Source organism: Comamonas suwonensis (assembly GCF_012844455.2).
Lineage (GTDB): Bacteria > Pseudomonadota > Gammaproteobacteria > Burkholderiales > Burkholderiaceae_C > Comamonas > Comamonas suwonensis.
On the sequence record NZ_JABBCQ020000016.1, the window covers coordinates 40,293 to 66,973 of the forward strand.

The 26,681-nt window shown below is 60.4% G+C and carries 21 protein-coding genes and 1 pseudogene; 18 read left to right on the forward strand and 4 right to left on the reverse strand.

The window, feature by feature from the left end:
• Window positions 1–4: 4 nt before the first annotated feature.
• On the forward strand, window positions 5–1,468 hold the full coding sequence (locus tag HF327_RS16870) for a flavin-containing monooxygenase (protein WP_198461498.1): 1,464 nt from the start codon (window positions 5–7) through the stop codon (window positions 1,466–1,468).
• Between the two features lie 65 nt (window positions 1,469–1,533).
• The gene (locus tag HF327_RS16875; protein WP_198461499.1) at window positions 1,534–2,469 is read left to right on the forward strand and encodes an alpha/beta hydrolase; all 936 of its coding nucleotides are present in this window, start codon (window positions 1,534–1,536) and stop codon (window positions 2,467–2,469) included.
• A 265-nt stretch (window positions 2,470–2,734) separates the two neighbouring features.
• On the opposite strand, the gene HF327_RS16880 is transcribed toward HF327_RS16875, so the two are convergent.
• Window positions 2,735–4,738 (reverse strand): peptidase U32 family protein, encoded by a 2,004-nt coding sequence (locus HF327_RS16880; protein ID WP_198461500.1) that lies wholly within the window; start codon window positions 4,736–4,738, stop codon window positions 2,735–2,737.
• A 116-nt stretch (window positions 4,739–4,854) separates the two neighbouring features.
• On the opposite strand from HF327_RS16880, the gene HF327_RS16885 reads away from it, so the two are divergent.
• The 7 genes from HF327_RS16885 to HF327_RS16915 all read left to right on the forward strand — a co-directional run bounded on the left by HF327_RS16885 (window position 4,855) and on the right by HF327_RS16915 (window position 11,835).
• Entirely contained in the window at window positions 4,855–5,103 is a 249-nt protein-coding gene (locus HF327_RS16885) for a hypothetical protein (RefSeq protein ID WP_198461501.1), read from the forward strand.
• 66 nt (window positions 5,104–5,169) lie between these two features.
• A complete protein-coding gene (locus HF327_RS16890) occupies window positions 5,170–6,369 on the forward strand; it encodes a branched-chain amino acid ABC transporter substrate-binding protein (RefSeq protein ID WP_198461502.1) in 1,200 nt (399 codons plus the stop codon).
• Between the two features lie 57 nt (window positions 6,370–6,426).
• Window positions 6,427–7,809, forward strand: a complete 1,383-nt coding sequence (gene tadA / locus HF327_RS16895) for a tRNA adenosine(34) deaminase TadA (RefSeq protein WP_198461503.1) — start codon at window positions 6,427–6,429, stop codon at window positions 7,807–7,809.
• 179 nt (window positions 7,810–7,988) lie between these two features.
• The gene (locus HF327_RS16900; RefSeq protein ID WP_198461572.1) at window positions 7,989–9,044 is read left to right on the forward strand and encodes an LD-carboxypeptidase; all 1,056 of its coding nucleotides are present in this window, start codon (window positions 7,989–7,991) and stop codon (window positions 9,042–9,044) included.
• Between the two features lie 73 nt (window positions 9,045–9,117).
• Window positions 9,118–9,588 (forward strand): hypothetical protein, encoded by a 471-nt coding sequence (locus tag HF327_RS16905; protein WP_198461504.1) that lies wholly within the window; start codon window positions 9,118–9,120, stop codon window positions 9,586–9,588.
• Entirely contained in the window at window positions 9,585–11,378 is a 1,794-nt protein-coding gene (locus HF327_RS16910; RefSeq protein ID WP_198461506.1) for a hypothetical protein, read from the forward strand. The genes HF327_RS16905 and HF327_RS16910 overlap by 4 nt, the downstream gene beginning before the upstream one ends.
• Window positions 11,379–11,469: 91 nt before the next feature.
• Window positions 11,470–11,835, forward strand: coding sequence for a SpoIIAA family protein (locus HF327_RS16915; protein WP_198461508.1), 366 nt, complete (start codon window positions 11,470–11,472; stop codon window positions 11,833–11,835).
• Window positions 11,836–11,896: 61 nt separating this feature from the next.
• Here the strand turns inward: HF327_RS16915 and fusA are convergent, their stop codons facing one another.
• A complete protein-coding gene (gene fusA / locus HF327_RS16920) occupies window positions 11,897–14,020 on the reverse strand; it encodes an elongation factor G (protein ID WP_198461510.1) in 2,124 nt (707 codons plus the stop codon).
• 237 nt (window positions 14,021–14,257) lie between these two features.
• Here fusA and HF327_RS16925 point away from each other — a divergent pair, with 237 nt between their 5' ends.
• The gene (locus tag HF327_RS16925) at window positions 14,258–14,506 is read left to right on the forward strand and encodes a hypothetical protein (protein ID WP_198461512.1); all 249 of its coding nucleotides are present in this window, start codon (window positions 14,258–14,260) and stop codon (window positions 14,504–14,506) included.
• Window positions 14,507–14,546: 40 nt separating this feature from the next.
• Here the strand turns inward: HF327_RS16925 and HF327_RS16930 are convergent, their stop codons facing one another.
• Entirely contained in the window at window positions 14,547–14,930 is a 384-nt protein-coding gene (locus tag HF327_RS16930; RefSeq protein WP_198461514.1) for a hypothetical protein, read from the reverse strand.
• Between the two features lie 118 nt (window positions 14,931–15,048).
• Here HF327_RS16930 and HF327_RS16935 point away from each other — a divergent pair.
• Window positions 15,049–17,650, forward strand: a pseudogene (locus HF327_RS16935) (penicillin acylase family protein).
• Between the two features lie 118 nt (window positions 17,651–17,768).
• On the opposite strand, the gene HF327_RS16940 reads toward HF327_RS16935, so the two are convergent.
• Entirely contained in the window at window positions 17,769–18,740 is a 972-nt protein-coding gene (locus tag HF327_RS16940; RefSeq protein WP_198461516.1) for an alpha/beta fold hydrolase, read from the reverse strand.
• A 170-nt stretch (window positions 18,741–18,910) separates the two neighbouring features.
• On the opposite strand from HF327_RS16940, the gene HF327_RS16945 reads away from it, so the two are divergent.
• The 7 genes from HF327_RS16945 (at window position 18,911) to HF327_RS16975 (ending at window position 26,661) form a co-directional block, all read left to right on the forward strand.
• Window positions 18,911–19,972, forward strand: a complete 1,062-nt coding sequence (locus HF327_RS16945; protein WP_198461518.1) for an aldo/keto reductase — start codon at window positions 18,911–18,913, stop codon at window positions 19,970–19,972.
• Between the two features lie 73 nt (window positions 19,973–20,045).
• Window positions 20,046–20,546 carry a Cys-tRNA(Pro) deacylase gene (ybaK, locus tag HF327_RS16950; protein ID WP_198461520.1) on the forward strand — a complete coding sequence of 167 codons (501 nt, stop codon included), beginning with the start codon at window positions 20,046–20,048 and terminating at the stop codon, window positions 20,544–20,546.
• A 112-nt stretch (window positions 20,547–20,658) separates the two neighbouring features.
• The gene (gene plsY / locus HF327_RS16955; RefSeq protein WP_198461521.1) at window positions 20,659–21,345 is read left to right on the forward strand and encodes a glycerol-3-phosphate 1-O-acyltransferase PlsY; all 687 of its coding nucleotides are present in this window, start codon (window positions 20,659–20,661) and stop codon (window positions 21,343–21,345) included.
• A 100-nt stretch (window positions 21,346–21,445) separates the two neighbouring features.
• Window positions 21,446–22,972, forward strand: coding sequence for a DUF4178 domain-containing protein (locus HF327_RS16960; protein ID WP_198461522.1), 1,527 nt, complete (start codon window positions 21,446–21,448; stop codon window positions 22,970–22,972).
• Window positions 22,973–23,009: 37 nt separating this feature from the next.
• Complete coding sequence (locus HF327_RS16965) at window positions 23,010–23,228, forward strand: DUF350 domain-containing protein (protein ID WP_099736534.1); 219 nt, start codon at window positions 23,010–23,012, stop codon at window positions 23,226–23,228.
• A gap of 149 nt (window positions 23,229–23,377) precedes the next feature.
• Window positions 23,378–24,934 carry a polyamine aminopropyltransferase gene (locus tag HF327_RS16970; protein ID WP_198461523.1) on the forward strand — a complete coding sequence of 519 codons (1,557 nt, stop codon included), beginning with the start codon at window positions 23,378–23,380 and terminating at the stop codon, window positions 24,932–24,934.
• A complete protein-coding gene (locus HF327_RS16975) occupies window positions 24,934–26,661 on the forward strand; it encodes an NAD(P)-binding protein (RefSeq protein ID WP_198461524.1) in 1,728 nt (575 codons plus the stop codon). Before HF327_RS16970 ends, HF327_RS16975 begins: the two co-directional genes overlap by 1 nt.
• The last annotated feature ends 20 nt before the right edge of the window (window positions 26,662–26,681 follow it).

Sequence of the window (26,681 nt, forward strand, 5' to 3'; positions counted from 1 at the left end):
TTCCATGAAATATGATGCGATTGTGATTGGTTGTGGAATGTCTGGGATTCTGGCTGGCATTCATCTGAAGAATAGCGGCAAGAAATTCATTATTCTGGAAAAGGCAGGAACTCTGGGTGGGACCTGGCGGGATAATACATATCCAGGCTTGACCTGCGATGTCCCATCCCACGCATATACCTATTCTTTTGAGCCCAATCCGGAGTGGTCGCGTGTCCTACCGCCTGGCGGTGAGATTCAACAGTATTTTCAGGCGGTATTTGATAAATATGGTATCGCCGAGTATGTGCGTTTCGGTACCGAAATCGCCGGCGCTGTATGGAAGGGCGACGCCTGGGAGCTGAAGGATCAGCGTGGCCAGAGCTACCAAGGTCGTGTGGTGGTGGCGGCGACGGGGGTGCTGCATCACCCCAACTATCCACAGATCAAAGGCTTGGAGGACTTCGCTGGCCATGTGATTCACAGCGCACGCTGGGACCATTCGGTCCCACTGGACGCTAAGAAAATTGCCATTATCGGCACCGGATCGACAGGCGTTCAAATTGTTTCGGCACTGGCTGCTCGCAGCAAAGTACGCCATTTCCAGCGCACGGCGCAGTGGATATTTCCCGTCGAAAATCCAGCCTTCACCGAAGAGCAGCGTGCCGAGTTTCGCAGCAACCGTGATTTGTTGACCTATTTGCAGCGTGAGCCGACTTATCTGGCCAATGTTGAGCGGTTTACCGAGGCGATATTGGATCCAAACTCCGAGCAAATCCGGGAAATTCAGAAACTTTGCCAAGATAACCTGGATGGCTCCATTCAGGATCCGGTTCTGCGCCAGAAGCTGCAGCCCCATTACCGCGCGGGCTGCAAGCGTCTGATTTATTCTCCGGACTATTACAAGGCGATTCAGCAGCCCGGCTCTGAGCTGATTACCGATGGCATTAGCCAGATCGAGAAAAGCGGCGTGCGCACCAGCGATGGTGTGCTGCATGAAGTGGACATCATTGTTTTGGCCACCGGCTTCAAGACCGATCGCTATGTGCGACCCATGGATGTGACGGGTCTGCAGGGCAAGACGCTGGAGCAGGCATGGAGTGATGTGCCCACGGCCTACAAGTCAATCTCGGTGCCGGACTTCCCCAACTTCTATTTCATGAACGGGCCCACATCGCCCGTGGGCAACTTCTCGTTGATCGATACATCCGAGATGCAGTGGGGCTATATCTCCCAACTGATCGAGCGTGGTGAGCAGGCGGGCGTGGCAGGTCTGTCAGCCAAGCCCGAGGCGCTGGCGCAGTACGACCATGATCGCAAGCAGGCGGCCAAGGGATCGGTCTTTGGTTCGGGTTGCCATAGCTGGTATCTGGACAAGAACGGGGTACCCAACACCTGGCCTTGGTCGCAGTCGCGCTTCAGGCAGGAAATGCTCGCACCCGTGTGGCAGGACTACACCCACCACCAGACTGAAGAGGCCGTGGCCTGAGTTTCCGTTTGAATGGTCCGCAGTCAGAAAGCTGCGGACAGCCCCTGTAAAAACAAGGACTGACGATGCAGATACACCCCGAAATGGCCACTGTGCTTGAGCAATTCAAAGATGCTCCACCCATGGATTTTGTGAATACGCCCGTGCCTGAAATCCGCAAGCTCATGGACCACATGGCGTTTCCACCCGGCAACCTGCCCATGCATGAGGTGCGTGAGCTCGGTATTCCCGGTGGCGATGGACAGGGCATGAAGCTGCGCCTGTACCGCCCCAGCACCGCGCAGTCAGCACCCGTCATGGTTTATTTTCATGGCGGCGGCTGGTGCATTGGTACGCTGGATACGCATGACAACCTGTGCCGCCACCTGGCGCGCATTACCGGCATGAATGTGGTATCGGTTGATTACCGGCTGGCACCCGAGCATGTGTTCCCTGCTGCGCTAGATGATGCCTATGCTGCCACGCGCTGGGTGGCAGACCATGGGGCCGAGCTGAACTGCGATGCCAGCCAGTTGATGGTGGCGGGTGACAGTGCCGGCGGCAATCTGGCGATAGCGACCTGCCTGCGCGCCAAGGAGGATGGCTGGAAGGGCATCACACAGCAGCTGTTGTTCTACCCGGTCTGTGATTCGCGCATGGATGCGCCATCGCATGGGCTGTATGCGCAAATGCCGATCCTCACACGTGAGGCCATGGCCGCCATGTGGCGTCATTACCACCCCAGCGCGCCAGCACACCCGCTCGCATCGATCATGCAGTACCCCGATGTTGCAGGTCTTCCACCTGCCGTGCTGGTAACGGCCGAGCTGGACATTCTGCGCGATGAAGGCGAAGACTTTGCCAAGCGCTTGCAGCAGGTGGGGGTGCCGGTTTCAACCATGCGCGCAGAAGGAATGCTGCATGGTTTTGCCAACTTCAGTACCTTGGTGCCGACAGTGGCCCGTTTGCTGGAAGCTGCCTGCAGCAGGCTGCGAAATCACAGCGGCAGGACTGTGGGCTGAGTCCGATTTTTGCAACTGTGAATGCGTACAGCGGTGTTTGCAGGATGCTGCAGATTTTATCCCCGCATCATGTGGACGCTTTTGTGGAAAACTCCGCTTTAATACGCTGAAACCCGCGCCAGCTGGTGCTTTGCACGGATTGCTTAAAAAATAGACGATTCGTGTGAAAGAGGTGAACCAAGGGTTTTCTCTAGTGGGTATCAGGCATCAAAAAGCCCGCCAACCGTTGCCGGTTGCGGGCTTTTTTGATGCCATTAATACCTGCTTACGCGGGCTTTTGAGGCGTGGGGCGTGTGCGGAAAAATTGCATCGGGTGCTCTTGCATTTCCTTGGCATGCTGGTTCATCACCGACTTCTTCATCTTGCCCACCACATGCATTTCGCAGGGCTTGCAGTCAAAGCTCAGGGTCAGCTTTTCTTTGCCGTTGATGAGCTGCAGCGGCTCGGCCTTGATGGTGCCCTTGACGCCGATCACGCCCTTGGCCTGTTTGGGGCACAGGCTCATCGAGAAGCGCACGCAGTGCTTGGTGATCATCAGGCTCACTTCGCCTTCTTCTTCCTTGCTCTCGTAAGCCGCATCGATCACCTTCACGCCGTGCTTCATATAGAAGTCATGCGCCTTCTGGTTGTAGACGTTGGCCAGATAAGTCAGCGTGTCTTCAGGGAAGGGGGCTGGTGGCTCTACAGGCAGGGCGCGGGGCAGGCGCACCAGACCGTCAGCGCGGGTGGTCTCCAGCGCAGCCAGTGCCTCTCGGCGCAGCTGGTTCAGCGCAGAGGCGGGCACAAACCAGGGCTGCGACAGCGTCAGGCTGATGTCGTTGACCGAGAAGATGCTGGCGCCAAAGCGGCTCAGTTGCTCGCGCAGCGTGGCCTCGGCCTTGGCGGCGTCGGTCGCGGCTTGGTGTTCTTGCTCAATGCTGGCCGTGGCGGCAAAGCCGTCTTCATCGGTCAGCGTCAGGGTGAAACCATTGGCCGCTTCCTTGAACTCGGCCCACAGGCCAATGCGGCGTTCGCTGGATTTTTTCTCCAGCGAGCGCACCCAGTCCATATCGCGGTTGCGGTTGATCTCCATGCCCTTGCGCAAGTCCTTGAACTCGGTCATCTCGCTGCGGGGAAACAGGCGCCAGATGCCTTTTTTGGCATGCACGCATTCCGCGCGATTGATGTGTACGCCCACCAGTTCTTTTTGCAGGTCGTAGTAGCACAGACCGTCGCCGTTGTGCAGCTCAGCGGCCTTGTCGCTGGTTTCGATCTCTAACCATTTATCCCCCACTTGAGTGACCCAGCCAATGGCGCGGCCAGGGGTCTTGGGCGTGTCGAAGGCACCGATGTCATCCTTGCGGCCGTTGACGAAGTAGTCGGTGAACTCGCGGTTGAAGTTCTGATCGGGATCGGGTTCAAAGTTGAAGGTGGTCGTGCCCGACGATGAGCGCGCCAGTGGCTGCTCGGAGAACTCGCGCTCTTCAATGATTTCGTCGAGCAGCTTGCGGTAGTGGGCCGTGATGTTCTTCACATAGCCCATGTCCTTGTAGCGGCCTTCGATCTTGAAGCTGCGTACACCGGCATCAATCAGGGCGCGCAGGTTGTCGCTCTGGTTGTTGTCCTTCATGGACAGCACATGCTTTTCGTGGGCAATGATGCGGCCCTTGTCGTCCATCACCTCATAAGGCAGGCGGCAGGCCTGGTTGCAGTCGCCGCGGTTGGCGCTGCGGCCGGTGTGGGCGTGGGTGATGTAGCACTGGCCTGAGTAGGCGACGCACAGCGCGCCGTGGATAAAGAATTCAATCGAGGTGCTGGGCGACAAGGTCTTGTGGATGGCCTTGATTTGCTGCAGATCCAGCTCGCGCGCCAGCACGATTTGCGACAGGCCTGCATCTTGCAGAAAACGCGCTTTTTCGGGCGTGCGGATGTCGGTCTGGGTGGAGGCGTGCAGCTGGATGGGGGGCAGATCGAGCTCCAGCAGACCCATGTCCTGAATGATCAGTGCATCGGCGCCCAGGTTGTACATATCCCAGGCCATCTGGCGCGCGCCTTCCAGCTCGTCGTCACGCAAGATGGTGTTGAGCGTGATGAAGATACGGCTGCCAAAGCGGTGGGCGTGCTTGATGAGCCGCTCCATATCACGGATGTCATTGCCCGCCGTGGCACGCGCACCAAAGGCCGGGCCGCCGATATAGACGGCGTCTGCTCCGTGGTTGATGGCTTCAATGCCGATATCGGCATCGCGGGCCGGGGACAGGAGTTCGAGCTGGTGGGGCAGGAGAGACATAGGGGCGGGATTATCTCAGGAAGGCACAGTTGCAGCGCTGCGGTGGGGCATGGCCTGTCAACACACGGTGATCAAGACATGTTCAAATCCCCAGGTCGCAACTGCCGGATTCCATCATGAGAGCTGTCTTTGGGGTGCTCAGCCTTGTCATCGTGCTGGCGGTGGTGGGAGTGCTGGCCCAGAAAAGCTGGCAAAGCAGCCAGGAAAGTCTGGCCCGCCAGACCCCGTCTTTGCCCGCAGGGCACAATCAAGGCTCTGAGGCCGCAAATGTGCGTGAGCACAGTCAGCAGGTCCAGCAGCAATATCGCCAGCAGCTTGAGTCCGCGCTCAATGCGCAGCGTCCCATGCCTGACCGGGCACCCTGATCTCACCGCCAAGCCTGCAGCGCTCAGGCCGGTGTGCCAGCCTCTTGTTTCATCCTAGGAGAAAGCATGTCCATGACTGTTCGTGCGGCCCTGAGCCGTTGTATCCATATCCCATCCGTTCTGGCACTGGCTGCAACAGGCCTGCCACTGATGCCTATGGCGTATGCAGCAGGTGCGGCCGATGCGAACAAGCCTCTGGTGGTGCGAATTGCCCATGGCGGCCCGGTCTCTGGCCCTATCGCTGCTTTAGGCAAGGATGAAGAAAACGGCGTGCGCATGGCGATTGAAGATCTCAATGCCCGCAAGCTGCAGCTGGGCGGCCGCAATGTGCAGTGGAAGCTGGAAGCCGGTGACGATGCCGGTGATCCCGGTCAGGCCACTTCACTGGCACGCATGTTCTGCGACAAGAAGGTGGCCGCAGTGGTTGGCCACCTGCAGTCCGGCACCACGCTGCCTGCCGCCAAGATTTACAACGAATGCGGCATCCCCAACATCACGCCCGCAGCCACCAACCCCGCCATTACTGACGTGGGTTATGACGATACCTTCCGTGTCATCGCTAGCGACAGAGCTATGGTCGACGCCTTGCTGGATTACGCCGTCAAGCATCAGGGTGTCAAGCGCGTAGCCATCATTGATGATCGCACTGCCTATGGACAGGGCATCGTCAAGCTGTTTGAAACGGCCGCTGCCGAGCGCGATGTGCAGATTGTGGATAAGCAGTACACCAGCGACAAGGCGACGCAGTTCTCGTCCATCCTCACGGCCATCAAGCGCCATAAGCCCGATGCGATTTTCTTTGCGGGGCTCGATGCACAGGCGGGCCCCATCCTGCGCCAGATGTCGCAGTTGGCGATGAATCAGGTCAAATTTCTGGGCGGCGACGCCCAATGTTCCGAGCGCCTGCCGGTAATGGCCGACAAGGCCCCCGCACTCAAGAGTGTGGTCTGCGTGATGAGCGGCAACTCGCTGGCCGGCATGCCCGGGGGCCCGGCGTGGAAGCAGAAATATGACCAGCGCTTCCCCGGCCAATATCAGGTTTACAGCCCTTATGCGTATGACGCCACCATGGTGCTGGCGCATGCCATGATCAGCGCGGATTCTGTTCACCCCGAAGCCTATCTTCCCCGCCTGCGCCAGACGCATTACGAAGGTGTGACCGGCACGATTGCATTTGATTCGCAAGGCGAGCTGGAGAACCCGCGCGTCACGCTTTACGGCTATGCCTCGGGCGAACGCAAAGAGCTGGTGGTGCCGGGCCGTTGAAACTAGTTTTTTTGAAGAAATCACCCTCTAGCCCTTTCGCATAAAGCGCATACAGCTATGGATTTTGATAATTCCGTGCACCCACACTACATGCGCCAGGCGCTGGAGCAGGCCCGTGCGGCTGCGGCTTGTGGCGAGGTGCCGGTCGGTGCGGTGGTGGTCAGAAACGGTCAGATCATTGGCCGTGGCCGTAATAGTCCGCTGTCTGCCCTCGACCCTACGGCCCACGCTGAAGTGCTTGCGCTGCGCGAAGCGGCGCAGGCGCTGGGCAATTACCGGCTGGACGGCTGCACCCTGTACGTGACGCTGGAGCCCTGCGCCATGTGCAGTGGCGCCATGCTGCATGCGCGCGTGGATACAGTGGTCTATGGCGCGGCCGAACCCAAGACGGGTGCGGCAGGCTCGGTGCTCAATGTGTTTGGTTACTCTGAAATCAACCACCAGACCCAGGTGCTGCGCGGCGTGCTGGCCGAGGAATGCACTGCCTTGATGGCCGACTTTTTTCAGCAGCGCCGCAAGGAGAAAAAGGCACTCGAGCCGCACCCGCTCAAAGACTGGGCGCTGCGCAACTCTCAAGAAGCCTTGGCTGATTTACCCCACTGGCCATGGCAGCCGCGCTGGCGCAGTGATCTGCCTGCGCTTAACGGGCTGCGCCTGGCCGTGGTGGATGAAGGTCCAGCTAGCGCACCGTTGACCTGGTTGTGCCTGCATACCAGCCCCGGCTGGGGCTATGAATTCAGGCATCTGCTGCCGGGCCTGCTGGCGGCTGGGCACAGAGTGGTGGTGCCCGATCTTCCCGGCTTTGGCTGCAGCGACCAGCCCAAGAAAGACAGGCAGCACAGCGCTCAATGGCATCAGCAAATCATTACTGAGCTGGTGCAGGCGCTGGATCTGCAGCAGGTGATTTTGCTGGGCCATGGCGATGGTGGGCGGCTGGGGCTGGCGGCTGCGCAAGCCATGCCTGAGCGTTTTGCAGGCGCATGGCTGATCGATGTCTGGCCGCTGACCCCGCAGCCCGAGCGCCGCCAGCAGTGGTTCGAACAGGCCGCGCGCAAGCCTTCATGGAATGTGGCCAAGGCGATGGCGCAGATCCAGGTCGGTGCAGAGGCAGATGAAGCCCACGCATGGAGCGCCCCTTTTGCGCAAAGTGGTCACCGCGCCGCCCTCAAGGCCTGGCCGCGTGTGCAGGCTGAACTGCCCGCCGTGCCTGAGTCTCTTTTGCAGCAATGGGCACAGGCCCGCAAGCTGTGGCTGCAACCGCCAGCCTCTGAGCAGCTGGTATCGGTCGCGCAGTGGCAGGCCGCATGGCAGCAAGCTGCGCCGCAACTGTCGCAGATGCCGCAATTGTCTGAAGTCTGGCGGCAAACCCAGCATGGCTCTCCGGTTCCTGCGCCACAGCAGGGCAGCGCCGCAGCGGCTGTGGAATACTTTGCGCCGTAGTCTGCAGTCCATGCTGCAGATCATTGATCTGAACTCTTGAATCTGCGGATTCACCACCCTTTCACGGAGCATGCAACCAGCGGTTGCATGAAAAGGCTTTGGCAACCTCGCGCAAATCCCCGGCATCCAGCCACGATCACGCACACCAGCACTCGCACGAAAACGGCCATGAAGAACATGTGCACGACGAGCATTGCGGCCATGAACACCACGCGCACCACGGCCATCACGATCATGTGCACAGCGTCGACGGCAGCTGCTGCGGCCATGATCACAGCCATGGCTCCAGGCACATCTATATCTACTCGCCCTCGGGTGCGGTGCGCGACAAGGCCGCCTTCAAGCGCGGTATCAAGCAGCTGGAGGCTCTGGGCCATGAGGTGGAAGTGGACGTTGACGCACTGACCAGCAGCCAGCGCTTTGCGGGTGACGATGCCACGCGGCTGGCCGCGATTCACCGCGCAGCCGCCAGCGGCGCCGATGTGGCGCTGATCTCGCGCGGCGGTTACGGCCTCACGCGTATCCTGCCCGGCATCAAGTACAAGACCGTGGCCAAGGCCATCGCCAACGGCACCAAGTTTGTGGGTCTAAGCGACTTCACCGCCTTCCAGTTGGCCATGCTGGCCCAGACGGGTGCGACCACCTGGGCGGGTCCCGCTCTCAACGCCGATTTTGGTGTGGACGCCAAGAAAACGGGTGAGCCCGTGGACGACATCATGCTCGACTGTTTTGAGGATTTGCTCAGCGGTCAGGGCGAGGGCGCAGGCTGGCAAATGCCCAAGATTGGCGAGCTGCCCAACGGCAAGCCACAACTCAAGGACTTCTATGTGCCCGGCGCTGCCACGCTGTGGGGGGGTAATCTGGCGGTGCTGGTGTCCCTGCTGGGAACACCGTACTTCCCGCAGATTGATGGCGGTATTCTGTTTATTGAAGACGTGGGCGAGCACCCCTACAAGATTGAGCGCATGCTGACCCAGTTGCTGCTGGCTGGCGTGCTGCAAAAGCAAAAGGCCATCGTGTTTGGCCAGTTCACCGAGTTCAAGCTCACCACGCACGACAAGGGCTTCAAGCTGCAGACCGTCATCGACTGGCTGCGCATGCAGATCAAGCGCCCCGTGCTGCAAGGCCTGCCGTTTGGTCATGTGCCGACCAAGGTACTGCTGCCCGTGGGCGCGCAAGTGTCTTTGTCCGTAGAGGGTCGTGACGCTCTGATCTACTGGGGTCATACTCATTAATTGATAGCTGCTAGCGCTTGCTGAATAAGCGCTGCGGCCTGTTTTTAATGAAATAGAGAAGGAATGGGCTGGCATGGGCAAAGCTGCATTGCAATGGACCGATGAGATGCTGGCCCAGCTGGGCCGCGAAAAAGATGCTGTGTTGGCCGAGCGCTGGGGCACATCGGCCAAGACTGTGAACCTCAAGCGCAATGCGATGGGGATTGCGGCTTTTGGACACTTTCAGTGGACGCCTGAGGCCATTGCGTTGCTGGGCAGCGAGTCAGATGCCGAGCTGGCCAGGCAACTGGGCATCAGCAAAGCCAGCGTAGTGGCCAAGCGCGGTGAGCTGGGTATTGCTTCTGTAACCGCTGCAGGCATCGGCGCTTTTGACTGGAGCGATGCTGCGGTCGCCTTGCTCGGCACCGCATCGGATGCCAAAGTGGCCCTGCAGCTGGGCCTGAGCCGCCTGACCGTCTACAACGCCCGCATGGCCCGAGGCATTGCGGCAGCGGGCAGAGGCGGCACAGGCTCATCGGCGGAAGACCTTACCAGCCAGCCATGAGTGCAAGCCGCCAGCCAGATGCCAAATGGATGCGCGCCATGCCCTTGTGGGCAGTGCGTACGGTGCTTCTGGGCTTGCTCTGGTTGGCCGCGTTGGCCGGTTTTTCTCACTTTCTGACAAGGCTGCCGCCATGGGGCTGGCTGTTTGCCGTATTGCTGCTGGCACTGTTGCCTGCATGGGGCCTGTGGCTGGCCTTCATGCTGCGCAAAAAGCTGCTGCACTTTCAATTTTCACCACAGGGGCGCATCGCGCGCTGGTTTTCAGGCGGCTGGTGGCCAGCCTGCAAGGCATTGGTGCTGGCCTTGCTGCTGTGCACGGCAACGCTCTGGCAATCATGGTTTCTGGCATTTTGGGAGTGGGCGCTGCTGGCTTGCGCCCCTTTGCTGTATGTCGCCTGGGCTGGGTGGGCGCAGCGCAAGCTGGCCCTTGAATTTTCCTCTTCAGCCTTTGCGTGGGCGTGGAGCCAGCGCATGGCTCAATGGCTGCTGCTGGGGATTCTGGGTAGCGCCTGGTTGTATGGCATGGCCCGCCAGCAAGACTTTGGCCGTGTGCTTTCTACCGGCACGGAGCCTGCGGTATTGAATGTGGCTTTGAGTCAAATTCACGCGGCGCCTTCGGGACTGGTGCGCTGGGGGCTGGATGCTTTGCTGGCTGTGCAGATCGCTGGCGGTGCGCTGGCCGATTTACCGCAAACACCTGCGCTGCGCTGGCTGTTGCTGGCGTTGTTGGGGCCGGTGGGTGTGTTGCTGTGCATGGGCAGCGCCATGCAGGGGGCGTCAGGATCGGCGGCTATTCTTCGGCAGGCCAGGCCGCCGCAGGCTGCTGGCTCTGCAGTGCATAGCGCTCCGTTGCTGGCACTGGTGGCGGTGCTGGTTCTGGGCATTCTGGTTCAGACCACCGCCAGTGTGGATGGACTGGCACGCCAGCACGAGAGCCCGCTGGCGCTCAAACCGCTGATCGAATGCGAGCGCATTGGCCAGCAGCTCTACACCCTTGGGACGCTGGAGGCGACATGCAAGCAGGCCTTGGAAATACTAGGGCAGGCGCAAGTCGCCAAGGCGCTGTGCCAGAGCATTCCGGCCATCAATCAGCAACTGGATGCGGCAGTGGAGCGTTATCTGGACTGGTACTTCAGTCTGGGTGCAGAGTGGGGGCGTATCTTCAGCCTGCTGACGGGCGATGTCAGTCAGTTCTTGCAGAGCAAACTGACCGAGACATTAGGCGCGACGCCCGGGCTTGAGGGCTGGATGCGGAACTTGCAGCAGCAGGCCCAGACAAGTGGAGCAGTCCTTTCACAAGGCCAGCAACAGATTCAGGAAACGCTGGCTCGCCACCATCTGGCGCTGGATGCGAACCAATGCCGGGTGCGGGCCGATGTGCCTCAACTGCCCGCACTGGATTTGCTGGGCAATGCTCGCCAGCGCCTGACGGCCAGTGCAGTAGCAGGCACAGGGGCTGGCGCTTTTGCGGCGGTGGTCGCAGGCAAGGCCATGGCCAAAACCTCTATGAAAGCCGCAAGCAAGGTGCTGGCCAAAGCCGCCGCCAAGCAGGGGCTGGGCAAGGCAGGCGCTGCGGTGGCCGGTGCGGCTGTGGGATCGGTGGTGCCTGGCATTGGTACAGCTGCGGGGGCAGTTGCCGGAGCCGTGGCAGGTGCCTTGCTGGGTGTGGGCATTGACTGGGCTGCGCTATACGCCGAGGAGCTGCTGACCCGGGACGCCATGCGCGAGGATTTGTGCACGGCGCTGAAAGAGCAGCTTCAGGCAGTGAGTCAGGTCATGGGCTGCCCATGACCGGGTCAAAAAACCTGCGACGCGGGTACTGTCTAGGGCTGCGAGCGTGCCTGCAAAGTCGTACAGTGATGATTCATTGCAGGAGTTGAACATGCTCAATTACTCCCTTATGAAACCTGAAGGAATCTTGCTGCTGGAGCCCCATGGGCCTTTGACCGAGCAGGATTTCGACGGCGTCAGCCAGGATGTAGACGCATTTCTGGAAGATCACCCCAAGCTGCACGGTGTGATGGTTCAGGCCAAGGACTTTCCCGGTTGGGAAAACTGGGCCGGGTTCAGTGCTCATATGAACTTTGTGCGTGACCACCGCAAGCAGGTGGAGCAGGTGGCTCTGGTCACAGACAGCCATCTGGCCGGTATGGCCGAGTTCATGGGCAAGCATTTCTCGGGGGCCGAGGTTAGGCATTTTCCGTTTACCGAAGATGCCAAGGCCATGCAGTGGCTGCATTCGGCTTGAGTTCTGTCTGAACGGCGCGCCATCTCTCCCGCATTTTTAGCGGAAGAGATGGCGGTGCTGCCTAACCTTGTTTTCGGCTGGCTTGCGCTGTAGCTGCACCGCTGACAGCCTGCGATGGCGCTTGCGCATAGCGCTTGAATTCCATGCTGTAGGTGGCACGGCCTTGGGTCATGGAGCGCAAATGTGTGGCATAACCAAACATCTCCGACAGCGGTACTTCGGCCTTGATGGTCTTGCCGCCACCGGCGATATCGTCCATGCCCTGAACCGCACCACGGCGTGAAGATAGATTGCCCATGACGGTGCCCGCATAGTCCTCGGGAGTCTCTACTTCCACAGCCATGATGGGCTCCAGAATCACCGGGCTGGCTTTCTTGCAGGCTTCCTTGAAGCCCAGAATGGCTGCCATCTTGAAGGCCTGTTCCGACGAGTCCACATCGTGGTAGGAGCCGAAGGTCAGGCGCACGCGCACATCCACCACGGGGTAGCCCGAGAGTACGCCCGAAGTCATGGCTTCGCGCAGGCCTTTTTCCACGGCAGGAATGAACTCACGTGGAATGACGCCGCCCTTGATCTCGTCCACAAACTCAAAGCCTTTGCCTGATTCAAGCGGCTCTACTGTCAGCACGACATGGCCGTACTGGCCTTTGCCGCCGGACTGGCGCACAAACTTGCCGTCGACATCGGCTACGGGTTTGCGAATCGTTTCACGGTAGGCCACCTGTGGCTTGCCCACATTGGCCGCTACGTTGAACTCGCGCTTCATGCGGTCCACGATGATTTCAAGGTGCAGCTCGCCCATGCCCGCGATGATGGTCTGGCCCGATTCTTCGTCGGTACTGACTCGGAAGGACGGGTCTTCAGCGGCAAGACGGGCCAGTGCCAGTCCCATTTTTTCCTGATCGGCCTTGGTTTTGGGTTCTACCGCTTGAGCAATCACGGGGTCGGGGAAGGCAATTTTCTCCAGAACAATCGGGGCATGCGGGTCGCACAGGGTCTCGCCCGTGCTCACGTCCTTCAGGCCTACGCAAGCCGCAATATCGCCTGCGCGGATTTCTTCGATTTCCTGGCGGGCGTTGGCATGCATCTGCACGATGCGGCCAATGCGCTCCTTTTTGCTGCGAATCGGGTTGTAAACCAGATCACCCTTGGACAGCACGCCGGAGTACACGCGCACAAAGGTCAGCTGCCCGACAAACGGGTCGGTCATGAGCTTGAAGGCCAGGGCTGCGAATTTTTCATCGTCGCTGGCATGGCGCACCAGTGTGGCGCTGGCATCGTCGTCTTCGCTGTGTCCCTCTACGGGCGGTACATCCAGCGGCGAGGGCATGAGTTCGACGATGGCATCCAGCAGCCGTTGCACGCCTCGGTTCTTGAAGGCGGAGCCGCAGAGCATGGGCTGAATCTCGGTCGCTATCGTGCGCAGGCGCAGGCCCGTGATGATGTCTTGCGCGTTCAGGTCGCCGGTGTTCAGGTATTTTTCGGTCAAGGCTTCCGTGGCTTCGGCCGCGGCTTCTACCATCTTCTGCCGCCACTCGCTGGCGCTGGATTGCAAGGCTTCAGGAATGTCCTGATATTCAAATTTCACGCCCTGTGATTCATCGTCCCAGAAAATGGCTTTCATCTTGATGAGATCGACCACGCCATGAAAATCGGCTTCAGCCCCGATGGGGATGACGACGGGCACGGGATGGGCCTTGAGCCGGTCCATCATCATCTGGCGCACGCGAAAGAAGTCGGCACCTACGCGGTCCATTTTGTTGACAAAGGCCAGGCGCGGAACCTTGTACTTGTTGGCCTGGCGCCAGACGGTTTCAGACTGCGGCTGCACGCCGCCCACGGAGTCATAGACCATGACGGCGCCATCCAGCACGCGCATGGAGCGCTCGACCTCGATGGTGAAGTCCACGTGGCCGGGGGTGTCGATGATGTTGATGCGATGGGGCTGGAAATTGTGCTCCATGCCCGACCAGAACGCCGTGGTTGCCGCCGAGGTGATGGTGATGCCGCGTTCTTGTTCCTGCTCCATCCAGTCCATGGTGGCTGCGCCGTCATGCACCTCACCCAGTTTGTGGTTCACCCCGGTGTAGAACAGGATGCGCTCGGTTGTCGTGGTCTTGCCGGCATCAATGTGCGCGGAAATGCCGATATTGCGATAGCGCTCTATAGGGGTGTGGCGAGCCATGATGACCTCCCTGATACTTAGACCTGCAACTCGAACACCGACACCGCATTGGCGGCGCCAGCAACCTGACTGACAGTGCGGGAAATATTAGAGCGGCATGGACATGCTCACTGCCAGCGTGGGTATGCGATGTGCGTCACAAAGTGACTCGCCACTACGCTGTTGCTGGGCGCTGAGTTCTATCAGCGGCGCATTTCTAAATCACCGGGCAATAAGCCCATAGCAGGAGTCTTGAGCATGGCAGAGCAAACGATTGAGGCAGCGGCCCACAAAATTCTCTACATCCTGGTGGTGGAGCAGAGCTTGCGCACGCAAGAGAGCATGAGTGCCAAGGCGCTGGCGGCGGATTTGCAAAGGCATGGCCTCAGCGATGGTGACCAACGTGCAGGGCTGGACCTGGCAGTGAGGAAAGGGTGGCTGCAGATGGGCGCTGATGGTGCGGTTCAGTTGACGGATGCCGGATTTGATTTGAACTTCAACCAGTAAGAACTGCTTTAATCCGCCGGCCTGGCGGACTTTAGCGCTCTTACTCCAGATAAATGCCTTTTTCTTTTTTGCGTGCTCGCATGCCGGTGCGCAAAAAAAGATCGCTGCCGCCTTGCACGGCCAGGGGCTTGCCAGTGGCTGCGGTCAGATGCGCGTCAGCGCGCTCTTCCCAATGCTCCAGCAGGTCTTGCAGGGCCACGCGCTCAGAATCTTTGAGCTGTGGGTGCTGCTGCAAAAATTCCTGCAGATACTTGCGTGCGTCTATTCCCAGCTGCTCGCGGGTGGTAGCCAGCGAGATATAGCTGATGTCGTCGTCACGGCCAGAGGTGTGCGTGCCCAGAAGATAGCAGCCCATATAGTCGCCGCGGGGTTGACCCACAGGGGGATCTTGGCTGAGTTTCTTGAACAGGCTGAATGGCCACATGCGTTGAATTCCTAACACCGGGCCTGTGCCCAAACAGGTATTGTCACCCATGCTTTGTGGCCGCGGCCATGTGGTTGTTGCGCACAGATCAGCAAGAAGACCAGTAAAAGAGGTGCATATGGGAGACATGGCGGCAGACAAAAACTCAGGGGGCAAGGCTTCATCTGCTCCATGGACTCGGCGCGTACTTCACGCCGGGGCCGCATTGACTGGACTGGCCTTGCTGGCGGGCGCTGCTGCTTCCGTCTATGGCGTGCGTGCCCAGCCGCGCATGGATGGCCAAATGGCCTTGGCCGGCTTGGCAAGCAAGGTGTGGGTACGCCGAGATGAGGCGGATGTCACGCATATCAGCGCGCAATCTCCTCAGGATGTGTGGCGCGCGCTGGGTTTTGTGCACGCGCAGGAGCGCGGCTGGCAGCTCGAATTCAACCGGCGGCTGATGCAGGGGCGCTTGTCTGAAATTCTGGGACCTGCCACGCTGGAGCTGGACCAACTCATGCGCGCTCTGGATATTCGCGGCACCGCCCGCCGCCAGTACCAGGCTCTGCCGCCATCGGTGCAGGAGTCGCTGCAGGTTTACAGCCACGGCATTGCTGCGTTCTACGCCAGACCTTCGCAGGCCATGGCACCTGAATTTTTTCTGCTGGGCACCAAGGCCGGGGCGGGTGGGCCATCGGCCTGGGACCCTGAAGACACCGTCGGCTGGGCGTTGATGATGGCATTGGATCTGGGAGGCAACTGGGGCAATGAATTTGCGCGGCTCAATTTGCTTCAAGTCTTGAGCACCGAGCAGCTGTGGCAACTGATGCCCGCTTACCCGGGTGAGTCGCCGGCGACGGCGGTTGATCTGGCCCAGCTTTATCGGCAGCTGGGCGTGTACCGCAACGCGGATGCACCACAAAAAGTCTCCGTCCCAGCGCAGCAGATTCAATCGGCCCTGCAGCAATGGGCTGGCGCAGCGGTGCGAGACATGGGCACCAATGATGGGCTGGGCAGCAATAACTGGGTGGTCGCAGGCAGCAAAACCAAAAGCGGTAAACCGCTGCTGGCCAACGACCCGCATCTGGGCCTGAGCGCGCCGGCTATCTGGTACTTTGCCCGCCTGCAGTCGCCGGGCGGCAAGGCGGCTGACGGCAGCTCCCTGAGCGCATTGGATGTGACGGGTGCTACCTTGCCCGGCATGCCTTTTGTGGTGCTGGGTCGAACGGCTCATGTGGCCTGGGGCTTTACCAACACCAATCCCGATGTCCAAGATTTGTATCTTGAACAGATCAACCCCGCAGATGCCAGCCAGTACCGCACCCCTACGGGCTGGGAAAAATTTGGCATGCGTGAGGAGGTCTTCAAGGTCAAAGGCCAGAGCGATGTGAAAGTGACGCTGCGCAGCACGCGCCATGGCCCGGTGGTCAGCGATGCGCAGCAGCAATACGGCAAGGTCATCAACACCGATAAATACGCGCTGGCACTGCGCTGGGCGGCGCTGGATACAGACAACCGCACGGTCGAGGCTGGTCTTAAGGCCAATGGCGCGCAGACGGTGGCGCAGCTGCTGGCGGCATTTTCGGGTTACCACTCACCCATGCAAAGCATTGTGGCGGCTGATGTGCAGGGCCATATCGGCTTCAAGGCCGCAGGCAAGGTGCCGGTGCGATCAAGCGCGCATGACTTGCGCGGCGTGGCCCCGGCCCCCGGCCCCCGGCTGGGATGCGCGCTATGACTGGCAGGGCTGGCTGAGTTACGACCAGACCCCTCAGGATGACGGCAGCGCGCGCGGCTTTGTGGCCACCGCTAACCAGCGTGTGACCGAGCCCGGCTATGCGCATTTTTTGACGCAGGATTGGAGCCTGCCCTACCGCTACCAACGCATAGAGCAGGCGCTGGCGGCCAGCAACCAGCATGACACAGCCAGCATGGCGGCGTTGCAGGGAGACGTACAGTCGCTGGCCACGCAAGCGCTGCTGCCCGCGCTGCGCAACGCACAATCCAGCCACCCACTGGCCGCGCAGGCTCAGCAGTTGCTGGCCGGTTTTGAGGGGCAGATGGACAAGGCACGCCCCGAGCCGCTGATTTTCTCGGTCTGGGTGGATGAGCTGACGCGCGGCATCGTCATCCCCCGCATTGGCGAGCAGCGCTTTGCCATGACCTATGGCAAGCGCGATTTTCGCGCCGGCCTGGAAGGCATTCTGGCGCGCAACGATGCGTGGTGGTGCGCACCGCTGAGCTGCGAGCAGCAGGCAAGCGAGGCGCTGACCCGCACATTGAACAAGCTGCAGGCTGCTTACGGCAGCGATCCAGGCCAGTGGCGTTGGGGCGATGCGCACCCGGCGCTGAGCGCACACAAGCCCTTCGGGTCGGTGGCGGCACTGGCGGGCATCTTCAATGTCAGCGTGCCATCGGGCGGGGATAGTTATACGGTCAACGTCGGTCAGTACAACGCCAACCCTTTGCCTGCGGATGTGAAAGCTGCGGGTGCCAAGAAGCTGCTGGGCGGGCGCTTTGTCAGCCGCCATGCGCCGTCGTTGCGCGCCATTTATGACCTGGGCGATCTGGAGTCGTCGCAGTTCATTTACCAGACGGGGCAGAGCGGGCTGGCGCTGTCAGGACGTTATGGCGATATGAGCCAGGAATGGGCCGATGGCCGCTATCGTCAACTGCAGATGCAGCCCGCGCGCTGGCGCCATGTGCTGGAGCTGCAGCCGCAAAAGCTGGCAAAGCATTGAAGTGTGTTGCTATGAAGATATGAGCTGTTAGCACCAGATATTCATGGGTTTCAGCTCATAAATAGTCTGAAACCCATTCAATACAGGCGCTAAAAGCTCATGTAGCTATAGCAAAACTTCAGCGCAAAAAATCTTCAATCAGCTTGGCAACGGCCTTTGGCTGGTCGTGGTGCAGCATGTGGCCTGCATCATGTACCACGGCTATTTCGCACTGCGGAATATGCGTCAGGCGCTCGTGATACTCGGCCAGCGAATAGCGGCCCTTGTGCCACTGGCCCAGGCTGTCGTCAGACGCCTCTACCGACAAAGTGGGCGCGGTGATGGAGGCCAGGCAGGCCAGGGCCTCATCCACTCGGTACAGATAGGGGTTGGTGATCTTGTGCGATGCATCACCCAGAATGCGCCAGTGGCCCTGTTCATCAGGCGCAGCCCAGTGGTGGGCCAGCCACAGCGCCTTGTCGCGCGGCAGGCGGCGGTTGGTTTTTTGCAGACGGTCGGCCACGGCCTCCACGCTCGCATAAGGGGCCAGGGTCATGCCGCCCGCGCGTTGCTCGCGCAACTCATCCATCCATTGAGCCAGCCGCTTTGGGGCCTGGCTGGCAGCGGTTTCGGGCATGCCAAACCCTTCGAGATTGACAAAGCGGCGAATCCGCTCAGCCCGCGCGCCTGCGTACATGCAGGAGATATTGCCGCCCATGCTGTGACCCACCAGATCCACGGGGCGGTCTGGCGAGATTTGCTCCAGCAGCATGTCCAGATCGGCCAGATAGTCGGTGAAGTAATAACTGTCGCAAGGCTGGGCCGTGCGGCTGAGGCCAAAACCGCGCCAGTCGTGGGCGACGATGCGACGGCCCTGCGCAAAGGCTTCGCTGAAGGCATCCACCACAAACTGGTACGAGGCGGCCACATCCATCCAGCCATGGGCCAGCACCAGCACGGGCAGATCGGGGTTGATCTGAGCGGGCTCCCAGTGACGCAGGTGGTAATGCATATTGCGTACCGGCAGCATCTGCGACTGCCACTGACGGCGGGGCTGGTAGGGCGTTTGCGTGGTGGCGGTGCTCTGATCGATGGGGTTGTGCGTTGTCATGATGTCTCCGTTGTTTTGATTATTGCGGTTGTGGCCGCCAGCGCCGTCGTTCATGGGACACAGACGGGACAGAGGGGCGTCAGCAAAAACACGGGGGCTGCCGTGGTTATGCAGGCTCAGGCCATAAACTGATGGCTATGACTTCTGCAGCTCAAAACCATCGCCTTTCCATGAATCCTGTCGCTCTGGGGCAGAGTGACTTGCGCGTCAGCCCCATCTGTCTGGGCACCATGACGTTTGGCGAGCAGGTGGATGAGGCCGAGGCCCATCGCATCATGGACCGCGCGGTGGAGCGCGGCGTGGACTTTTTCGACACCGCCGAAATGTATTCCGTGCCCGCCCGCGCCGCCACCTTTGGCGCGACAGAGGCCATCATCGGACGCTGGCTCAAGGCCCGCCCGGGAATGCGCGAGCAGCTCACGCTGGCCACCAAGGTGGCCGGCCCGACGCGCGGCATGCCCTGGGTTCGCGAAGGCACGGGCATGACGGCCGCAGACATTGTTCGCTCTTGCGATGCCAGCCTGCAGCGCCTGCAGACGGAGGTGATTGACCTCTACCAGATTCACTGGCCCGAACGTCACGTACCCGCCTTCGGTGCCATGTATTACGACCCCACGAAGGAAACCTCGGCCACCCCCATCCATGAGCAGCTGGCGGCGCTGGCCGGTCTGGTCAAGCAGGGCAAGATTCGCCATATCGGCCTCTCGAACGAGAGCCCTTATGGCGTGCATGAATTTGTGCGACTGGCCGAGCAGCATGGCCTGCCGCGTGTGGCGAGCACGCAGAACCCGTATTGCCTGGTCAACCGCAGCTATGAAAACGGCCTGGACGAAACCTGCCATCGTCTGAATGTGTCGCTGCTGGCCTATTCGCCACTGGCCTTTGGTCTGCTGACGGGCAAGTTTGATGAGTTTGCCCCGGCAGACGCGGGTGCGCCCAAGGATTCACGCATTGGCAAATATGAATCGGTACAAAAGCAGCGCTGGGGCCGCCCCGATGCGCTGGCTGCCGCCCGCCGCTACAACGCGCTGGCCCGCAAACATGGCATGACGCCGGTGCAAATGGCGCTGGCGTTTTGCTATACCAAATGGCAGGTGGCCAGCACCATCATCGGCGTGACCTCGGTAGCGCAGCTGGATGAGGACTTGAACGCATGGGGCACCCAGCTCTCGCCAGAGCTGCTGGCCGAGATTGACGCCATCCGCTGGGAGATGCGTGATCCGGCGGTTTGAGACGGTGCAGTTTTGAGTAAGAATGTCTGCTAGCGTAAATCCAATAAGCGCTAGCAGCTATCAAATTTGAATCATGGCCAAAAAAGACAAAAACGCCCATGTGAGCGAAACCCCCGCCACGCAAATGCTCAAGGCCCACAAGGTGGAGTTTTCCGAGCACCCCTACGAGTACGTTGAGCATGGCGGTACCGAAGAGTCGGCAAAGCAGCTGGGGCTGACCGAGCACATGGTGGTCAAAACGCTGGTGATGCAAGACCAGGACGCCAAGCCGCTGATTGTTCTCATGCATGGCGACTGCAAGGTGTCCACCAAGAATCTGGCCCGCCAGATTGGTGCCAAAAGCGTGGAGCCCTGCAAGCCCGAAGTAGCCAACCGCCACAGTGGTTATCTGGTGGGCGGCACATCGCCCTTTGGCACCAAGCGCGACATGCCGGTCTATATCGAGGACACCATTCTGGAGCTGCCCCGCATTGCCATCAATGGCGGGCGGCGCGGTTATCTGCTGCAACTGGCCCCTGAGGTTTGTACCCGGCTACTCAATGCCCAGCCGGTGCACTGCGCGCTGGCAGAATAGGGGCCGGCTTGGCGGGCAATGGGCCCGGTAGGTAAAAACTCAAACAACAACAAGAGTCGCATCATTTTTGAAGCTGCGGCTCTCAGTGCCAGACTCTGGCCGAGGAATTTCGTTGAACGCCCTCTATCCTGTGATTGCCGTTGTTGCGGCTTATCTGATCGGCTCCCTGTCCTTTGCCGTCATCGTCAGCCGCGTCATGGGGCTGCATGATCCGCGCACTTACGGCAGCGGCAACCCCGGAGCGACCAATGTGCTGCGCTCTGGCAGCAAACCGGCCGCGGTCATGACGCTGCTGCTGGATGCGCTCAAGGGCTTTGTGCCCGTGCTGCTGGTCAAGGTGTTTGGCGAGCAGTTCGGTCTGGGTGATAACACCCTGGCCCTGGTCGGTCTGGCCGCATTTCTGGGTCATCTCTACCCCGTGTTCTTTGGCTTCAAGGGCGGTAAGGGCGTGGCGACTGCACTGGGCGTGTTGCTGGGCATCAGCGGCTGGCTGGGTCTGGCGACGGCGCTGACCTGGGTGATCGTGGCGGTGTTCTTCCGCTACTCGTCGTTGGCGGCGCTGATCGCATCGATTTTTGCGCCGGTGTACTACGTGCTGTGCAGCGGCATTGTCTGGGACGCCGAGCCGCCCATTACGACCGCGATTGTGGTGATGGCAATTTTGCTGGTCTGGCGCCACCGTGAAAACATTCAGCGCCTGATCGCTGGCAAGGAATCCCGGCTGGGCAAGAAAAAAGCCGAGGAATCCAAGCCTGCCGAGACGGCGGGTAAAAAAGCAGGCAAGGGCAAGCGCCGCTAAGGCGCTGGCTCTTGAAGAATCAAGGGTTTTATCAAGAAACCCAAGGCAGACGGGGCGCAAGCAGCTCCCTATTCAATAGCACCAAGCAAAGCACTCCCTTATGGCGTCCAGCCCATCGCAGCGTGATTACAGCGCGCCCTGTCCTGGTTGTGGCGCACCGGTTCACTTCACCAGTGCGCAATCGAGTTTTGCCGTCTGCGAGTTTTGCCGCAGCACCGTGGTGCGCGATGGCGAGACGCTCAAGCGCATTGGCTCCATGGCTGAGGTGTTTGAGGACTACAGCCCGCTCAAGCTGGGGGCTTCGGGCATGGTCAAGCGCAACGGCAAGCCCGAGCCGTTTACCCTGGTAGGCCGTACTCAGTACAAGAGTGGGGCCGGCAACTGGTCTGAATGGGTGGCCAGGCTCAGCAACGGGGATCTGGCCTGGCTGAGTGAAGACAGTGGAAGTTTTGTTTTCTCAGTACCCTGGCAGCCACCGGGCTGGAATGTGACGACCTTCAATGCGCGCGAATGGCGCATGGGGCGCGAGATGAAGGTGGGGGCGGATGCCTTTACCGTCACCAGCATTCAAGACGCCCAGTTGCTGGCCGCGCAGGGCGAACTGGCCCAACTGCCGGAGCTGGGAAAAAGCTTCAAGCTGGTAGAGCTGCGCAACGAGAAAGACCAGATTCTCTCCATCGACTTCAGCGGCAAGGCACCCGCATTCAGTCTGGGTGCTGCGATTGCACTGGATAGTTTGCAGATGCAGGGTCTGCGCAGCAGCGCCAACAAGAAGGAAGAAGGCCGCCACTTCAACTGCCCCAAGTGCGGTGCAGTGGTTCCGGTGCGCTTTGACACCACCAAGGCCATGAGCTGCCCGAGTTGTGGCAGCTTGATTGACATGTCTCAGGGCATGGGCGGCGAGCTGAGCTTTGCCGAGCAGCGCAAGAAAATACGTCCGCTGATAGCGCTGGGCAGTCAGGGCAAGCTGGATGGCCTGAAGTGGCAGGTGGTAGGCTTTCAACGCCGCAGCGGCCGGGGCATGGGTGAAGATGAAGACGACAGCTTCATGTGGGACGAGTACCTGCTCTACAACCAGAAAGCCGGTTTTTCGTTCATCGTCGATTCAGAAGATGGCTGGAGCACGGCCCGCGTCATCAACGGCGCGCCCAAGCTCAGCAAGAACGGCGCCACGGCCACGTATCTGCAGCGCAAATACCAGCGCGACTACGCTTATCTGTCTGTGACCGAATACGCCGAGGGCGAATTTTACTGGCCGGTGTTCAAGGGCGCCAAGTCCAGCAATGTGGACTATGCCCATGGCGGCAAGCAAAACACGCTGGCGCTGGAAACAGCGAATCAGGAAACGACCTGGACCCATGGACAGCGTGTGTCGGCAGAGTCCATCGCACAGGCGTTTGGCATAGGCAAGCTCAAGGATCGCTCTCAGGTCAGCCCCGTCTCGGGCAGCGGCTTCAGCTGGGGCACGATCTTGTTCTGGCTGTTCATCCTGTTGTTCACCTTGCCGTTTTTGCGGGCCTGCATGTCCAGCCCCAACTGCGACCCGCGCACAGATCCCAATTGCAGCTATAGCCGCTCCAGCAGCGGCTCCTACGGCGGTTACACCTCGGGCGGCAGCCATAAATAAGCGTGGCAGCCCCAAACCTTATTTCAGGAGAGACATCATGAATTTTGACTGGTTCAGCGCCCAGAACTTCTTCGGCTCCATCCTCTACGCTCTGGTGGGTGTGGTGGTGTTCTGGCTGTGTTTCATCATCATTGACAAGATCACGCCCGTGGACATGTGGGCCGAAATTGTGGAAAAGCACAACAAGGCGCTGGCCATGGTGGTGGCCGCCATGTGTCTGGGGATCAGCATCATTGTGGCTGCGGCTATTCATTGATAGCACCCCCTGAGCGGCTTTGCCGCTTCCCCCTCTCTGCTTCGCGGAGGGGGACGACAGCATTGCTGCGGGGCGGCCCTTGCTTGCTGTCCCTTGGGAGTTGTGCGCCCAGTTTTTTGGATGGTTGATTTAGACAGAAAGTACGTTTGATGACTTCGACGCAGGCAGAGCCGGGCGGCGCTCCGCAGGAGCTGGGGCCGCGGCCTATTGATGTGGCGCTGCTGGCCAGTGTGTTTGTGATTGCGGCCTGTGGTCTGCTCTATGAGCTGGCAGCGGGCGCACTGGCGTCCTATCTGCTGGGCGATTCGGTGCTGCAGTTCTCCACCATCATCGGTACTTATCTGTTTGCCATGGGCATTGGCTCATGGCTGTCGCGTTATTTTGAAGACCAGCTGCCGGCGCATTTTTTGCGGGTGGAGCTGATGGTGGCGCTAGTGGGCGGCGCACTGCCTGCGGTGCTGTTTCTGGCCAATGCCTATGCGCCGGGCGCCTTCCGCTTTCTGCTCTACGGCATGGTGCTGGTGGTGGGCACGCTGGTGGGGCTGGAGATTCCGCTGGTCATGCGCATTTTGAAGCGCAATGCCTCGCTCAAGGATCTGGTGTCCAAGGTGCTGACCTTTGACTATCTGGGCGCACTGGCCGTGTCGCTGGCTTTTCCGATTGTGCTGGTGCCCAAGCTGGGGCTGGTGCGCACGGGCTTGCTGTTTGGCTTTATGAATGCGGCGATTGCCGTGTGGGCGCTGGTGCTGTTCAAGCACGAACTGCGTAATCTGCGTGCCCATGTCTGGGCCTGCGCGCTGGTGCTGCTGGCGCTGGGCGGCGGCATTGCTGGGGCCGACCAGCTGACCAAGCTGGCCGATGACCATTTCTATCAAGACCGCATTGTGCTGAGCAGCAGCTCGCCCTATCAGCGCATTGTGGTGACGCAGGGTCGACAGGGCGCGCGCCTGTATCTGAACGGCAATCTGCAGTTTGCCCAGAGTGATGAATATCGCTATCACGAAGCGCTGGTACACCCTGCCATGGCAGCGCATGGTGCGCCCAAGAAAGTAGCAGTGCTGGGCGGTGGCGACGGTATGGCTGTGCGCGAGGTGCTCAAGTACCCCAGCGTAGAAGCCGTCACGCTGGTGGAGCTGGACCCGGCCATGACCGATCTGTTTCGTACCAACGCCATGATGACGGCGCTCAACGGTAATGCGCTCAATGATCCACGAGTCAGCACCGTCAACACCGATGCTTTTCACTGGCTGCAGGAGAGCAAGGACAGCTTTGATGTGATCGTGGTGGACTTCCCCGACCCCACCAATTTTGCGATTGGCAAGCTGTTTACCAACAGCTTTTATTCGCTGCTGGACAAGCGCCTTGCGGCCAGTGGTTATGCCGTGGTGCAGACCACATCGCCGCTGATTGCGCGGCACAGCTTCTGGACGGTGGTGCAGACCATTGAATCCGTGGGACTGACGGCCAAGCCTTATCACGCCCATGTGCCCAGTTTTGGCGAGTGGGGCTTTGTGCTGGCCAGTCATCGTCCCTGGCGCGAACCGCCCGGCCTGCCCGAAGGCATGCGTTACCTGACTATGCCCACTCTGCGCCTGATGTTTGACTTTCCGCTCGATATGGCACGCGTGCCTGCCGAGGTGAACCGCCTGTCCAATCAGGTGCTGGTCAACACCTATGAGCGCGAGTGGGGCAAGGTAGAGCATTGATGGCGGGGTTTGCCATCAATCGCCGCCAGTCTTTGCAGTGGGCGGGTGCTGCGGCCCTGGGTCTGTCGGGCTGCAAGCCTGTGCCCCCCCAACTTGATGATTTGCCAGGCGGCTTTACCGGCACGGCGCTTGAGCGCGGCCACAGCCTGCGCCCCTTCTGGCAGCGCTTGGCGCAGGGGCTGGATTTGCCTGCGCCTACCGTAGTGCACCGCGCTCCGGTGGTGATTGCGGGCGGCGGCATGGCCGGGCTTGCAGCCGCACGGGCGCTGGAGCTGGCCGGTGTGCAGGGCGCAGCCTTGCTGGATACACAAGCTGCCATGGGCGGCAATAGTCAGGGCGGGCAGATCAAAGGCATCGCCTGCCCGCTGGGTGCGCACTACCTGCCCGTGCCCGGTGATGATGCCCATGAGGTGCAGGACTGGCTGGAGCAGCTGGGCGTGCGCCAGCGCGTCTCTGGCCGCTGGCGTTATGACGAGCGCTATCTATGCCACAGCCCGCAGGAACGCTTGTTCTGGCAAGGTACATGGCATGAGGGCTTGCTACCCGTGCACGGGGTAAGCCAGCGCACGCTGGACCAATATGCGCTGTTTGAAAAGCGGGTGAGCGAGGCCATGAGCCTCGCCGCCTTTGCCATGCCTTCGATTCGCGTCTGGCAGCGCGCAGGGCAGTTGCCAGCGGCGCATGCCAGGCTGGATGCGCAGCGTTTTGAGCAATGGCTGGCAGAGCAGGGGCTGGATGACGAGCGCCTGCTCTGGTATCTGGGATATTGCTGCCGTGATGATTTTGGGGCGGGGCTGGCCCAGGTCTCGGCCTGGGCCGGCATTCATTACTTTGCCAGCCGTCACGGCTTTCATGCACCGCGCCAAGAGTCTGAACATGAAGCCGAGGAGCTGGGCGAGCAGGTGCTGACCTGGCCGCAGGGCAATGGCTGGCTGGCCCAGCAACTGGTCGCAGGGCTGAAAAGCACGCAGCAGCAGACGGATTGCAGCGTGCTGGCGATAACTGAAGATGCCCGCGGCGTGCAGATCGACACCTATCACCACGGTCGTCAGCAGCATGAGCGCTGGCTAACGGGGCATTGCGTGGTGGCGTTGCCCACGTTTATCGCGGCCCGCGTGTTGCGCAACCCTCCTGATTTCTTGCGAACGGTGGCGGGCCGGCTGCACTGGGCGCCCTGGCTGGTGGCCAATATTCATATAGCCAGTCCGCTGGCCGACTACCCCGGCGCGGAGCCTGCCTGGGACAACGTGCTGTACCAGGACGGCAATCAGGGTGGCCTGGGTTATGTGGATGCGGGTAATCAGCGGCTGGACCGCGTCAGCCGCCAGCCCACGGTGCTGAGCTACTACCAGGCGCTGGGCGACTGGGCGGATGGGCGCAAGCAGTTGATGGCGCAGCCCTTCGCCTTTTGGCGCGACCGGATTGTGAACACCCTGAGCGAGCCGCACGCCGATTTGCTGCTACGCGCTACGCGCATGGAGATCACCCGCTATGGTCATGCCATGGCGATTCCGCGCCCTGGTGATCAGAAAATTTTGAGTGAAATTGCTCTCAAATCCAATATTAATAAGCGCAAGCAGCTATTGAATGGGGAGCAAGTGCAAGGCCTCCCAACCCCTAGTACGGCCAGGCTCAGCTTTGCGCACTCTGACTGGGCGGGCTATTCGGTGCTGGAAGAAGCCTTTACCCGGGGTCACCACGCTGGGCTGCTGGCGGCGCAAGGCTAAAAGCGCTTTTGATGGCGTGA